This is a genomic window from Allomesorhizobium camelthorni, assembly GCF_011045125.1.
Lineage (GTDB): Bacteria > Pseudomonadota > Alphaproteobacteria > Rhizobiales > Rhizobiaceae > Allomesorhizobium > Allomesorhizobium camelthorni.
This window is the reverse complement of record NZ_JAAKZF010000039.1, coordinates 1-14,008: the sequence shown is the minus strand read 5'-3', so window position 1 is coordinate 14,008 and position 14,008 is coordinate 1. Positions and strand designations below refer to the sequence as shown.

The 14,008-nt window shown below is 58.9% G+C and carries 13 protein-coding genes; 9 read left to right on the top strand and 4 right to left on the bottom strand.

All coding sequences use genetic code 11. From position 1 onward, the window contains the following. Positions 1–30: 30 nt before the first annotated feature. The 4 genes from G6N73_RS22335 to G6N73_RS22320 all read left to right on the top strand — a co-directional run bounded on the left by G6N73_RS22335 (position 31) and on the right by G6N73_RS22320 (position 4,097). Entirely contained in the window at positions 31–1,119 is a 1,089-nt protein-coding gene (locus G6N73_RS22335; protein WP_246252421.1) for a quaternary amine ABC transporter ATP-binding protein, read from the top strand. After that, a complete protein-coding gene (locus tag G6N73_RS22330; protein WP_165031645.1) occupies positions 1,119–2,102 on the top strand; it encodes an ABC transporter permease in 984 nt (327 codons plus the stop codon). The genes G6N73_RS22335 and G6N73_RS22330 overlap by 1 nt, the downstream gene beginning before the upstream one ends. Beyond that, on the top strand, positions 2,099–3,085 hold the full coding sequence (gene proX, locus G6N73_RS22325; RefSeq protein WP_165031643.1) for a glycine betaine/L-proline ABC transporter substrate-binding protein ProX: 987 nt from the start codon (positions 2,099–2,101) through the stop codon (positions 3,083–3,085). The genes G6N73_RS22330 and proX overlap by 4 nt, the downstream gene beginning before the upstream one ends. A gap of 61 nt (positions 3,086–3,146) precedes the next feature. Beyond that, positions 3,147–4,097 carry a GlxA family transcriptional regulator gene (locus G6N73_RS22320; protein ID WP_165031641.1) on the top strand — a complete coding sequence of 317 codons (951 nt, stop codon included), beginning with the start codon at positions 3,147–3,149 and terminating at the stop codon, positions 4,095–4,097. A 312-nt stretch (positions 4,098–4,409) separates the two neighbouring features. Here G6N73_RS22320 and G6N73_RS38355 read toward each other — a convergent pair whose 3' ends face one another. From G6N73_RS38355 to G6N73_RS22305, 4 genes are all read right to left on the bottom strand, one after another. After that, complete coding sequence (locus G6N73_RS38355) at positions 4,410–5,069, bottom strand: nucleotidyl transferase AbiEii/AbiGii toxin family protein (RefSeq protein ID WP_343044704.1); 660 nt, start codon at positions 5,067–5,069, stop codon at positions 4,410–4,412. A 5-nt stretch (positions 5,070–5,074) separates the two neighbouring features. After that, positions 5,075–5,461, bottom strand: coding sequence for a nucleotidyl transferase AbiEii/AbiGii toxin family protein (locus G6N73_RS38350; protein ID WP_343044703.1), 387 nt, complete (start codon positions 5,459–5,461; stop codon positions 5,075–5,077). Beyond that, positions 5,458–6,261 carry a DUF6088 family protein gene (locus tag G6N73_RS22310; RefSeq protein ID WP_246252419.1) on the bottom strand — a complete coding sequence of 268 codons (804 nt, stop codon included), beginning with the start codon at positions 6,259–6,261 and terminating at the stop codon, positions 5,458–5,460. Before G6N73_RS22310 ends, G6N73_RS38350 begins: the two co-directional genes overlap by 4 nt. Positions 6,262–6,342: 81 nt before the next feature. Next, positions 6,343–8,289, bottom strand: a complete 1,947-nt coding sequence (locus G6N73_RS22305) for an SIR2 family protein (protein WP_165031639.1) — start codon at positions 8,287–8,289, stop codon at positions 6,343–6,345. Positions 8,290–8,826: 537 nt separating this feature from the next. Between G6N73_RS22305 and yhhA the strand changes: the two genes are divergently transcribed. The 5 genes from yhhA to G6N73_RS22285 all read left to right on the top strand — a co-directional run. Then, positions 8,827–9,078 carry a YhhA family cyclophane-containing RiPP gene (gene yhhA, locus G6N73_RS38655; protein WP_425484126.1) on the top strand — a complete coding sequence of 84 codons (252 nt, stop codon included), beginning with the start codon at positions 8,827–8,829 and terminating at the stop codon, positions 9,076–9,078. Next, positions 9,075–11,222: a cyclophane-forming radical SAM/SPASM peptide maturase YhhB gene (yhhB, locus tag G6N73_RS22300; protein WP_343044702.1), complete on the top strand. Its 2,148-nt coding sequence runs from the start codon at positions 9,075–9,077 to the stop codon at positions 11,220–11,222. The genes yhhA and yhhB overlap by 4 nt, the downstream gene beginning before the upstream one ends. Before the next feature lie 44 nt (positions 11,223–11,266). After that, the gene (locus G6N73_RS22295; protein WP_165031637.1) at positions 11,267–12,223 is read left to right on the top strand and encodes a hypothetical protein; all 957 of its coding nucleotides are present in this window, start codon (positions 11,267–11,269) and stop codon (positions 12,221–12,223) included. A gap of 106 nt (positions 12,224–12,329) precedes the next feature. Continuing rightward, positions 12,330–12,686, top strand: a complete 357-nt coding sequence (locus G6N73_RS22290) for a GNAT family N-acetyltransferase (RefSeq protein ID WP_165031635.1) — start codon at positions 12,330–12,332, stop codon at positions 12,684–12,686. A gap of 529 nt (positions 12,687–13,215) precedes the next feature. Then, the coding region (locus tag G6N73_RS22285) for a glycosyltransferase family 2 protein (protein WP_165031633.1) at positions 13,216–14,008 on the top strand (793 nt) is incomplete at its 3' end.

Genomic DNA, 14,008 nt, shown 5'->3' with positions numbered 1-14,008 from the left:
AAGCCTCAACCGGAAAAGGGAGGCAGCCGTTTGACCGGAAATAGCCGAGAAGTCGTGATCCGCTGCGACGGCATCTGGAAAATCTTTGGCGTGCAGTCGCAGCAGGCGATGGACGCGGTGCGGAGCCAGGGTTTGTCGAAGGACGAAATCCGGGACCGCTGCAACTGCATTGTCGGCGTGCGCGACGCGTCCTTCAGCGTCGCTCGCGGTGAGATCTTCTGCATCATGGGCCTATCAGGCTCGGGCAAATCGACCCTGATCCGGCATATCAACCGGCTGATCGAGCCTACGGCCGGCTCGGTGTTCATCGAGGACCAGAACGTCAACGCGATGTCGCAGAGGGAATTGCGCGCCCTGCGGGCCGAGAAGATCGGCATGGTCTTTCAGAACATGGCGCTGATGCCACACCGGTCGGTGCGCGACAATGTCGTCTTCGCGCTCGAAGTGCGCGGAGTTGCGGAAGCGGAGCGCGTCAAGGTCGCCAAACGCGCCATCGATGCCGTGGAACTCACCGGCTGGGATCAAAAATATCCGGACGAGCTCTCCGGCGGCATGCAGCAGCGCGTGGGCCTCGCGCGAGCCATCGCCGCCGATCCCACGATTCTGCTGATGGACGAGCCGTTTTCCGCGCTCGATCCGCTGATCCGCCGGCAATTGCAGACGACCTTCATGGAGCTTTCCGCTGAGTTGCACAAGACAACCGTCTTCATCACCCATGATCTCGACGAGGCGATCCGCATCGGCGACCGCATCGCGATCATGAAGGACGGCGTTCTGGTGCAGATTGGCACGCCGGAGGAGATCGTGACCCAGCCTGCCGACGACTATGTTGCGGATTTCGTGGCCGGCATCTCCAAGCTGGATCTCGTCACGGCTGCGCGCATCATGCAGCCTTTCGCTCAGTACTGCCAGGCCAACGGGCAGACTGATCCTGGCCAATGGCCGGTGGCGAAGCCGGAAGACAAGCTCAACACGCTGGTTGATCTCGCCATCGGCACTGACCATCCGATCCTTGTGAAGGCCGAGGGCGCAAGCGTCGGGGTCGTGACCAAGAAGGCGCTTCTGCGCGGCATTCAAGGGCGTGAGGACGTAGCGCCCGCGACAATGGGGGCGCAGTGATGGCGGACAACGAAACTTTCGACTGGCTCAATCCTTTTGCCTCTATAGACCTCGATATCGACGCGCGGTCAGACGGCATCAAGCAATGGGCGATCGCGAATCGCGAAGCAATCCAGCCGATCAAGAACTTCTTTGGCCAGATGATCGGCCAGATCGACGCTGCGTTGCATGCTGTGCCGCCGACGATCATGCTTGTGTTTTTGGCGTTGATCGCGTGGCAGCTTGCCGGGGGACGGGTGGCGATCTTGGTTGCCGCATGTCTCATAGCGCTGGGCTTGCTCGATCCGACGGCCTGGTCGCTTGCGATGACGACACTCGCCATTGTGATCTCGGCAGTCATCCTGTGCGTGATTATCGGCCTGCCCCTGGGGATCCTCGCAGGCAAGAGCGATCGTTTTGAAGCTGCGATCAGACCTGTCCTTGACACAATGCAAACGATCCCGGCCTTCGTCTACCTCGTTCCTGTCGTGATGCTTGTCGGCATTGGAAATGTCTCCGGCGTGATTGTGACAATCATTTTCGCCCTAGCACCGCTTGTGCGCCTCACCTCGCTCGGCATCCGCGGGGTAGACCCCAGTGTTGTCGAGGCTGCGCGCGCTTTCGGAGCCTCGCCCAGCCAGATCATGTTCAAGGTCGAACTGCCGCTGGCGACGCCAACGATCTTTGCCGGGCTCAACCAGACGATCATGCTGTCGCTCTCCATGGTCGTCATAGCTTCGATGATCGCTGTTCAGGGTCTCGGCAACGAGGTGCTTCGCGCCATGGGGCGACTCGATGCGGGCAAGGCCATCGTCGGCGGACTCGGCATTGTCATACTCGCCATCGTTCTCGACCGCATCACTCAAGGGCTTGGCCGCTCCGGGCGGGAGCGCGGACACCGCCATTGGTGGCAGTCGGGGCCGATCGGGCTCGTCCTGCGCCTGCTTCAACGCAGTCGCCAAGAAACCAACCGCTCGCAAGTTCAACATGGAGAAGCAACATGAGACTTTTCGCAACTACGACAGCGCTCGCGTTGTCGCTCGCTACGTCCCCGCTTCTGGCACAGGAAAAGCCGGGCGATGGGGTCACTGCCCGCCCCGTGATACAGCCAACCATCGAGGAAATGTTCCAGGCGCGGATCGTTTTCCGGGCGCTCGAAGATCTCGGTTACACCGTAGCAACGCCTCAGGAGGTTATAGCGCAGACCGCACATCTCGCTGTAGGCACTGGCGATGCGGATTTCTTCCCCAATAGCTGGGATCAACTACACGACACGTTCTTCCAGGAATCTGGCGGTACAGAGGTGATGACCAAGGTCGGCACCCTCGTTGAAGGTGCCCTTCAGGGCTACCTCATCGACAAGGCAAGCTACGATTCCGGCATCAAGAACCTTGGCGATCTGAAGGACCCTGCTGTTGCCGCGAAATTCGACGAAAATGGCGACGGAAAGGCCGATCTCGCTGGATGCGTTCCGGGCTGGGGTTGCGAACGCGTCATCGAGCACCAGCTAACCGAGTTTGGCTTGCGCGACACCATCACGCACAACCAGGGTGAATACAACGCGATCATCGCCGACACGATCGCACGCCAAAAGAACGGCAATCCGGTTCTCTACTATACCTGGACGCCCTACTGGGTATCTGGCGCTCTGGTTCCCGGCAAGGACGTCGAATGGCTGAGCGTGCCCTACACCTCTCTGCCGGATGGCGGCAAGGGAAACACTGAGTTCGACGGTAAGAACCTTGGCTTTGCCGTGGACAACCTGCGGATCGTCGCCCGCAACGATTTCCTCAAGGCAAATCCCGCTGCCGCGAAGCTGTTCGAGATCGCCAAGATCGACATCAAGGACATCTCGGCCGAGAACAAGCAGATCGCAGACGGCGAAGATAGCTCGGCAGACATCGACCGCCATGTCGATGACTGGATCGAAGCACACCGCGCCGATTACGACGGCTGGTTGGAAGCCGCCCGCGCCGCGGCGAAATAGTGCGACCAAGGCGCTACGCGGAAAACTGCCGCGCAGCGCATCATGTCGGAGATGCCTGCGAATGACGGGCTCGCAACATTTTGTCTTTGCTCTCGTCGAGGAGTTTACCCACCTGGCGTTTTCCTGCGCCGTGGAGCCGCTGCGTATCGCCAATCTGATCGGCGGCAAGGAGCTATATCGCTGGTCCTTCGCTTCGGCCAACGGCGAGACGGCCGTCAGTTCGAACGGCATCGTCACCTTGGTCCATCATCGCTTCGATAGGCTGCCTTCCTGCGACCGGCTGTTCGTCCTGTCCGGGATCAACATGCAACGCCAGGACACACGCAGCCTGCTGGCCGCTCTGCGCCGCGAACGGGCACACGGGACCCGGATCGGGGCACTGTGTTCTGGCGCTTATGTCCTAGCAAAGGCGGGGTTTCTCGATGGCCTGAAGGCCGCGATTCATTGGGAGTACCACGACGGCTTCATGGAGGAGTTCCCCGACGTGAATCTGGTGCGCAACGTTTTCGTCGCGGATGAGAAATTCATCACTGCGTCCGGCGGCACCGCCACTGCCGATTTGATGCTGCACCTGATCGAGCTTGACCATGGCTATGACCTGTCGGTCGCAGTCGCTGATCAGATGGTCTACAACGCCGTGCGCGATGCCACCGCGGCTCAGCGCGTCTCTATTCAGTCCCGCAACGGCGTACGCAACAAACATCTCGCCAAGGCGATCGAGATCATGCGCAAGAGGATAGACGACCCGATTTCGCCATCGGCTGTAGCGGAGGAACTCGGCATATCAACCCGCCAGATAGAGCGCCTGTTCGGTAGCTACCTCAACACCTCGCCCAAGAAATACTTGATGGAAATGCGTCTGGAACGCGCGCGTCATCTGCTCCTGCAGACTGAATGCGCGATCGCCGAGGTGGCGCTTGCTTGCGGCTTTTCAAATTGTGGACATTTCTCCCGTGTCTATCGTGCGGCCCACGGCGTATCCCCGATGATGCAACGCGCACGCATGACCTGAGATAGCACACGCCGCGGCACGGTCGAGGCCCATCCTTCGCGCCGAGCGGGAAGTCGCCGACGGTTTGATTTTCATGCCGTTCTGCTTCACGAATGCTCGGCCAACAAGCTGACCAATCCGATGCTGGATCCATACGGCAATATCCCGGAATTCAATACTGCACCGCGCCGCGTTGCCCCGACGGCATGGCAAGAAGCTGCCGAATAGAGCCCGAGAAGTGGCCCGTTTATCATACCGAGAGGTATGTCGTTCCAGACTGCCCTTTTATGCGACTTTTGAAGCACAAAAAGCGAACATGCGGGAGGCTAGACGTCAGCATTCTGGCGCATTCAACAGGGTTTCCAACCGTCGGACGCTCTCGAGCACCAAGTCGAAATTCGGCACAGGCCCAAAGATCATGGCCGTCATGGCAATATAGTCTCGCCGCAGGGCGTCAACCATTTCGTCATGTGGCAGCAGGGCGAAGGTCGGCGGTTCGGCTGATGCAAGGTCGTAGTCCCTGCGGTTGAAAAACATGCGAGCATGGGCCACGCAGTCGGCGCCAAGATCCTTGTTCGCGATCGCCCGGCGGCCGGTTTCGGACTCCATGAGCCGATGAATGTCATAATAGTGGCGCGAGATCCGTTGTCCGCCACCACGCAGTTCACCCCGACGCTCAAACCAGCGCCGCAGGCCATGAAGGATCACGACCTTGTCCCAAAAGGTCCGCTCCGGATCGACCGTAGTGACGTTGGCCACGCTCAGATCGAGACCTGGCGCGTCCTCATCGACATAGGGTCGAATGATCTGCGGCGAGTTCGGATCGAGTGCCGACTTCGCGCCTGACTCAATCTTTACCGCCGGACGGACATACGCCTTAACCGGCGTCGCGGCCGGATACCAAAGCAGGAGGGTCTGCCTGTCATCGTCGTCGGGTCGTACCTGGAAGTTTTCGGGCGGCAGTCCCGTGCGCTCTGCGACGGCTGCTGCCAAGCCGGTTAGGGCCGTCGCCATAGGCCTTGGATGTAGGCCGTGCAGGCGTCCTTGATGGCATCCAGCTTGCCCTCGCGCTTGGTGCGACTGAGGTTCTGAAGTTCGGCGATCGACGTCCCCTCCCCCAGGTCATCGCGGAACACAGTGACGTCGATGTCTTCCGAGAACCGGCTGATCAGGCCAAATCCCTTGGAAAGGGAGGTGCCTCCCTTGAAGAGTAGCCGTGGACTGTCGCTAGGCAGGCCATTGAACAGCGCGTCCAAGGTCCAGCAGACCCAGAAGTCTTTTTCGATATTCTGCGGCGTGGAGTTGAGACGCTGAGCTGTTGTTGTAAACAGGCCCGCTCTTGTCTCGGCGTCGGCGCTCAGGACCTGGTCGTAAGCAGAATTCATTGGCTCGGCATTCTCAGGGGCGTCGTCCCGCTCGGCTGGATCTGGCCTTGGGATACCTCAGCGGCGTCCTTCAGCAGGGGCTTCAACAGAACTTGCATCCAAGCGGGGAGGGTTGGCAGGCCTTCGGCCAAGTCGGCGCGGAGGCGGTCACCTTGGTCGGGATCGTTCAGCAATCGGCGTAGGCGCCGCAACAGTTTCTGGTTCGCCTCATCCTCGCCCAGCATATCGCGCATCCAATGCAGCGCCTGGACGACGCGCATTGCCGGGCGCCCAGCCCAATAGAGTTTGCTGGCCGACGTGGGCCGGAAGGTGATGTCGAGGTTGCCAAGGCGAATCGGCCGCAACCGCGCGTCGGCGTGAACGACGATGCGGGCCGGCACCGCGTCGGTCAGGCCGAGGTCATTTGCTGCGGTCATGCCGTCGACGAGGACCCGGATCTGATCGCGCCGCGCCACGGCGTCGATGACGCCGCGGGGGTCTGGTGGGCTTTTCTGCTGGGTCAACGTGTTGAACGTCGGTCGATCGTAGAGTCCGCGATCAATCCGCCGCAGCTCAGCGGCCTTGACCATCCGCTGCAGCACTTTGTCCACCGCATCGCGATTGCCGAGGTCAAGAAAATCCGCAGGCGTCCAGACCGTGCGTGGTGGACTTGTCGCCATGCGATCTTGGATAAGAGCCTTCAGGTCGGATCGAGTCTCGCTCATGTCCGAAATATGTACACGAATTTCGGACAAAGACCAGCCTTGAGGCGTCCGAAAAATGTCTACATATTTCGGACAGAAATGCCGAAGCGCCAGCAATGGCGGGTTCCAGCTTCTCCCAGCTAGCAAATTTGGAAGCGTTGCGGTTTACCGCGCGCTCCCGCAATTGCCCACCAGACATCATATTATGCGACTTGAATTTGAACTTGTCGCATCCTCTGCTTTTGTTGATAGCGTCACTGTGCCCTGCAGCCGAAGGACTTCCACTCTGACGGTATCAAGATTCACTTGATCGCTCAGCGCACGGTAGAGCTTTTCAGCTTCTTCATAGGCCCACAGCGCGGCCAATCTAGCATCATGCTCATCTAAGTCACGTAGCCCGGCGAGATAGGATGATGCGGCCTCGACATACAGGGCAGCAGCGCGCCGATAGGAATCTTCGGCTTCGTCAGGCCGAGCATTTAGGAGGACCTCACCCAAACCACGCAGCGCCCCAGCCAAGTGCCGGCGGATGCCTACCGCCCAAGACTCGGGGCTTTTAGCTCGTGTTACAGCCTCGTCCAACTCTGCTACCGCGTGGCGGAAGTCACGTTCATTCGAATTACGATGACCGCGCATACTCAACAGCACGCCCAGGCGGTCTTGAACCAACGCACGTTGATGCGAACGCGTATCGCGGGGGATGATTGGCAGGCTACGCTCCAGGATTTCAATTGCCGCCGTCAGCTCCCGCTCGGCCGCGCCTTCGCTTCCCTGTTCTATCACTGAGTCTGCGAAGCCCAGCGCGGATTCGGTCCAATCCGATTGGGACCGCGAGGGATCCACGGCGTTTGTCACATCACGAAACGCTTCCATCGCGGATAGGAATGTCTTTTGGGACTGGGCGTCATCATGATTGTCGTCTAGGGACTCCGCAAGATCCAGAAGGGTTTGAGCAAGTTTTGCTCGAGCCCGGCCATCGTCCGCACCACCTGTCTTAAAGAACGTCTCCCAAGCATGAACACTGTCCGCGAGTAGGTCAGATTTCTCTCTGATATTGCCGAGCCGTCCCAGACTAATCGCCCGCAGTCGCGCGGCTTCAGGATCGGCCTCCGCCATGGCGCGCGTAACGTCGGCAACGACCTTTTCATCCCTGCCACCCAAGCTGTCGATTGTGGCCTGTTCTTTGATGACGTTGTCGGCGCTGGGTTCAGGGGCTCGGCGGAGGAGACCAAGACGGAGCCCATAGTTACTTATCAGGTTCTCAATCAGAGGATTTTCCGAGTGAGCGATGGATTTCGAGCGATCGTCAATAACCGATAGAGGGTCGGTCACCCAGGTTGGCGCCGCGAACCCCAGATCCTGCGCGAGCTGAGTAAAGAAATTGTCTGCGTCTTGACGCAATATGACGAACTTGTTTCTCCCCACGAGCATCTGACGAATCCGCCAATTAAGCGTATCAATTGAGTCATCGTAGAGTATCCAGTAGACCATAAGGTTCGGAAAGGCGTGACACGCCCGTTCGAGAAGGGTCACCACACCACCCTCCTCGCTCCCAGAATAACCAACCACGACAAGCATGTCGGCATCCTTCAAGCCATACATTGTACCCTGCATGGAAAGCTCGTTTTGGGTCGCCGTTGTGTCCCCCAAACTGTTGCGTAGCTCATAAGTGTACATCGACCCATGTAGGTGAACTACTTGCGGATAGTCTGGACGGGAAGCGATCCGACTGAGCGCTGAAAGGCCGTCGGCAACTACAGGGATCATCCCGGCAAGGATGATCCCCTGCAACACCAGTTGGTCAAAATTAGTAGTCAGAATTGTGTGTGCATAGTGGCGACGCACGAGTTCACCGAGGCAGATATGAGCCCAATTGACCCTGCCATCGCCGCTGTCGATCGCTCTCTTAATTATCGCCCGCTGCTTGCTCGCCGATCGGAAAAACCGCTCGAACAAAAACCCATAAAGCCGCCCCCAATCGGGCGTGTTGACTTTGAAGCCAGGCAGAAGCGAATCGATGCCTTTTAGATAATCACGATCGTCGAGCCAGGTCAGTGCACTTTGCGGATCGTGAACAGCGGCGGCGGGAGCATCTTCGGTTCGTGCCAACTCAACCGTCAATTCCTGAGCAATTTGGCTCGCCATAGGAATACCTGCTGATCGTGAGCACCCCGCGCCTATGAGGAAAACAGCGCCCGTGCAGGCAGTGTTATTGTTCCATTCGCACCCATTCTTTGCGAGTCGCAGCTGGATGGCGAGATCCCGCACTTCAGCCGGGATCGGCCCGTCCGTCGCTGTAGCAAAAGCTTCCATTGAGACGAGGCCATTTGAGAGTGAGGGAGAGCACCATCTTTATGGCTTGCCTCCGGCCATTGTGCAACACTACGATAATTCCGCAACCATGAAGAAAACAAGAGGAACGGTACGATACACCTGTAATCGTCCTGCTTTTTTGGTGGCGGTTATCTTAACGCCCTAATCGTAGTTAGAATATAATGCAATATATTATGATATATGCATCGCCAAATCGCATATTATAATGATATATTTGTAGATTGCGCTGTAGTTCACCTATAATGTATCGAGATATTACACGATATCCTAAATTCATATGCCTGAATTGTCGCTCAGCAGCCTAATTTTTCCGAGGGAACCATAAAGCGGCGACTTTGTGGGCATGATATGAAACTCGTGGATTCTTGGAAAATTCGCGCTATTATGCAGCGTGCGTCGAAAAGGGAGATTCCAATGTCGACAGCCGCCCCGAAAATCGTCGCTGCCAAACCTGACCGCGACGTTCGTTCCGCTCTGCTTCGCGGTCGTCCGGCCAACCCAGCGCTCCAGCGCTTGCAAGGCCGGGTTCTCGCTCAAGCAGAGCCGAGCGATGTCATCACGAGCTACGACCGGATGCACCATCGTCATAGCCGGTCGTGATCGTTGCGCGCGTGGCACCTTCCCGGATCACATCTTTTCTGGTGAAGGTCGCCTCGCGTTGCAATCTCGATTGCGATTATTGTTACGTCTATCACCATGCAGATCAATCCTGGCGTGCCATGCCGAAGATGCTCTCCTCTGAAAACCAGGATGCTTTTGCCCAGCGTCTAGCTGCTTACATCACCGAACAGAACATCACTCGTTGCACAGTAATCTTTCATGGCGGCGAGCCTTTATTGGCTGGAGTGGACACACTGGTCACGTTCGCGCGACAAATCCGCAAGGCTACTACTGCGGATGTCGATATCGGTCTTCAGACCAATGGTCTCTTGCTGACGGAAGCTGTAATCCAGGCCTTCGAAGACGCTGACATCGCCGTCTCGATCAGCCTGGACGGTCCGAGGACCGCCAACGACAAGCACCGGACGACGCGCAAAGGCAGGTCGAGTTTCGACAAAGTGGTTGGTGCCCTTCAGCGCCTGAAGCAGCATCCCAAAGTATTCGCGGGCGTGATCGCGGTGATTGACGTTTCGACGCCGCCTGAGGAACTCCTAGCCTTCTTCGACGAACACCAACCGCCAAAGCTCGACTTTCTGCTGCCTGACGCCCACCACCTGCGTCCTCCTCCCGGACGAAGCGACCAGCCTGACATTTACGAGTCTTGGCTCTGCGATGCCTTCGATCTTTGGCTCGATCAATATCCTCATCTTCCTGTGCGCACCTTCGAGGCCCTCCTCGATGCCGTCGCTGGCCTGCCGTCCACAACCGACGCTTTCGGTCTCGGTGATGTCAGCTTGATTAGCATCGAGACTGACGGCAGTTATCATGATCTCGACGTTCTCAAGATTACCCAAGAGGGCTTGACCAAAATCGGCGGTACGGTGCGAGATACACCTATCGCAATGATTGCTGCTTCCGAACAGATCGAGGCCCATCGGCGACTGCTTAGCAAATCGGGTCTGAGCGCAACGTGCCAGAGCTGTCTGATCGTCGACATCTGCGGCGGGGGTTCACTCCCCCATCGCTACGGCGCCAACGGCTTTGACAACCCTACCGTCTATTGTGGCGAGATGACCGCGCTTGTGACTCATGTACGGGCGCGCCTCGATGGGCTGCTCACAGCCGGTCCCGGACGAAATGGCGAGCTGCCCGCTGGCTTCGATATCGAGCGCTTTGAACGCGCTGAACTCGGCCATGCCGAGATGGCCGAGCTGTGCACGGATGCCCGAAATACGCTTACCCAGGAATTCCTTGCGGCGGTCGCCGCCTTACGATCGAGTGACTCACAAGCGTTTGTTGAAACATTGTCTGGCCTAGATCCGGAACATCTCGCTGAGCTTAGCCTGCAACCAGGAGCGGTTGCCTGGCAAAAAACGCTAACGGCAGCAGCATCCGGCCGTGTAATTCATACCGTCGACGGCCAGCCCATTGTCGCGGACACCTCGTACCTCGCAGACCTTCTTGAACGCCCAACTAATGCCTTGGAACGTCTGGCTATCGGTGCCGCTGATCCCTGGCTCCGCATACCGTTCGGGGGGGCGATCTACTTTGAGGATGAAGACCTTGCCAGAAAAGCGCGGCCGGTGGTCGAGGAGGCCCTGGCCATCGTCGAAGCTTGGCGTCCCGCATTGGCTGCGGAGATTCGCATGGCCTGCCGCGCCGTTCAATTCGTGCGCGACCCCGTAGCTCATCCGGAAAAGATCGTCTCCTTCAGCGACAATTCTGTGCCGGGTGCGCTCTATGTGTCGGTTTGGCAGGGAGATCGGCTGATCGACCCATACGATCTGGCAGACTCCCTTGTCCACGAGCATCGGCACCAGAAGCTCTATCTCTTGGAGCGCCTGTCTCCGACGGTCGAACCCACGGACCTGACTGTGGTCTCACCGTGGCGTGAAGACCTACGACCACCGTCCGGTTTGCTTCATGCGGTGTTCGTCTTCGTCGAACTTCGAAGGCTCTGGGCGCATATTCGCGACCACGGCCCCGGCCGTCTGCATAACCGTGCGGTCAATCAACTGCAGGACACCAACGAGCATCTTGCGGAGGCCTTTCGTACCCTTGAGGCTTGCCCCCTCACAGAGACCGGGCGCCGGCTGACAGACGTGCTGAAGCGCGCTGCTGAGCTCGTACCAGAGCCGGCGTGAGCATATTACGCATCCCCCGAGATCGCCTGCCCTCATCTCCGTCGATGCGCCACGCCGCCCTGCGGGACTATTTCTGCGACAAGGATGCTGAGGCGCTCCCCGAGCCCGAAAGCTGGGCCTTGTGTTTAGCCTGGCCTGATGGCGACGCCCGCCACGTCGATCCAATGCTCGACGAGGGCTTGGCTTGGTGGGGCAGTGGCGTCGCCCGACCAACCATGGCCGCTGCGCAACGCCGCAGTGGCCGAATCCTAAGCGCTCTTTACGACACTTGGACCTTGCACAGCTGGAGTCAATGGATCGCAAGCCGGAGGCCCCAGCCGACAGGCAACACCGTTGTCCTGCATGTCGATGACCATCGCGATCTTGCGAGCCCTCGCCTCTTCCTTGAAGATGGTCAATGGCGAGACCCGATCACGGGCGCGAGTTGTAGCCTCACTCAGCCCGATAGTGTGCAAATGGCGATCGAGAGCGGAGCTTTGGGTATGGGGAGTTTTCTGACACCGTTTTTGCATTCCTTCCCAAAGACAGAAGTCCGCCATCTCTGCCAGCCGCCCAAGGTGACGGCTACATCAGACTTCCGTATCGAGACGACAAGCCAACTGGACACCCTGTTGGATCCTAGCCAATCGCGACCGGCAATAGAGCTCGTCGAAACCCCAGGTGAGATCGGCCCTGGATATTATCGACTAACTCCGGACACCAACGCTTGGCTTGACGGCCTCGGCGACGGTCCGATGCTGCTGCATATCGATATGGACTACTTCAACAACCGTTTCGATGGCGACACCGATTGGCAAACCCGACCGAACCTATTCGATCCTCCCCTCGATCAAATCATCAGCAAGATTGACGAGGTCGTGGATGCACTTCGTCGGACCGGCGTTGGCGCCCGTATTGAAGATATCGTGGTCGCTTATTCGCCGGGCTTCTTCCCGGCTGAATTCTGGCGGCCCGCGGAGGCTTGCCTCCGCCCCGCACTCGAGCAGCTCTATGGGCACTAAGCCGCGGTCAAAGGCTCACGCCCGCAGAGCGGCCCCTAAACGCCCGACTCCAAAACCGAAGGCAACACGACCGACGAAGATCCTGGACCCCGTGGAACCCGACCAAGTGACGCTCATCGCCACCAAGGGAACACAGGATCGTGGCGGGGGTTCCGGCGGAGAAGCCTGGAGAATCGAAGTTGAGGGACAGCGCGCTGGTATCGTGTTCATCAACAAGATCGATGAACCCCCAATTGGCTCTCATGCATCCATCCAGATTTACCTAAACAAGCCCAACCAGGGCCGGCGCATCGGCAGAGTCGCATATAGGAAGGCTTGCGAGGCCAGCCGCTACGACGTCATCTACGCCCACATGCGAAAATCCAACCATGCCTCTCGCCGCGCCGCGGAAGAAGCGGGCTTTGCAGAAGACCCGCGGCCCGGGCATCCCCAACTCCTGTTGGTATGGCGACGTCGCCCATGAGGCCTTGGCCTTTTTGGTTGAAGCCTTCAGCCATCGTTGACCTGCGCCAAGTGCTAGCCAGTCTTCGACCTGCTCTGCGCACTGAGATTGCGAGTGTCGTCAGCGACGCCGAACTAGGCCGTTGGTGTCGAGGGCTGGGGCTGTATGGAATTCGTGACGGAGAGGACTTCCTCGTGATGTCCCGTCATCCAGGCCATGCCGCCCGCGCAATGGCAATCGATCGTGCGCCCGGCACTCACACGGCGTGGTTGGGGCACTGGCTTGGCTACCCCGCATGTTGCACGCGTGCCGCTGGCCGCGTCGGAGAAGACAAGCTGGACGCTTGGGCCGATCGACTGGCACGGCGGCGGTTCATTGGTCAATTCGCTGCCATTGACGTCACCCGCTATATCGAGGGGAAGGCAATGATCAGCCATATTCCATGCGCACCAAATTGCGTCGCTTCGTTGAAGTTAGCCAAAATGCTCGAAAGGGTTGAGTATACTGCGGGGCGATCGCGATGGCGCGGACTCGCCAATGTGGGGCGGCCATGCATGCGGCGATCGTCATTCCTTGCCTCAACGAAGAAGCGACGCTGAGGTCGACCTGCACCTCCCTCGGCTTTGGCGATCCCGATGTTTCGCCGCCGGCGGATGCAACCCTGATCCTTGTCGACAACGGTTCCGACGATCGAACATTGGAGGTAATGGAAGCGGTACAGCGCGCGAGCCCAGACCGGGTAATCCTCGCACAGGAAGCCGAGCGAGGCTACGTTCCGCCCCGGCATCGCGGTGTTCTGGTCGCACGTGATCGCGTCGCGCGCGACGGATGTTCGGACAATGATGTGCTCATCCTGCAGGCCGATGCAGATACGCTTTATGAGCCTGGTTACGTTTCGGAGATGGTCCATGCCGCCATGGGCGCACCCGGGGCCATGATTGAGGGCGTGGCACACACGTCATCAGAGTTCGTGGTCGCCCACTGCGGCTATTACCGACTTGCCGACGCAGCCGATCGCGCCGTGGACCAATTCAGTGTGACCGAGGCCGACGAAGTCATCATTGATGATAAGGTCGCCGGCTACCGGCTTTCCGATTACCTGGCTTGGGGCGGGCACCGTCGCGAGTACGACCACCGTGGCGACGAAATCCACGCGGAAACTTCGAGGCTCTATCTACGCGGTAAGATGCAGGGTGCTGATCGCTTTCGCGCCGCCGGCGCTCTAGCATTTCCATCCCGACGCAAGGTTGAACAGGACCCGCTTCTCTATTTCGCCACTGCCGGGTTTCCACGGGAGACGAGCTGGCGCCAGCGGTGGCACACTGCTCAAGGCAGCGATACAA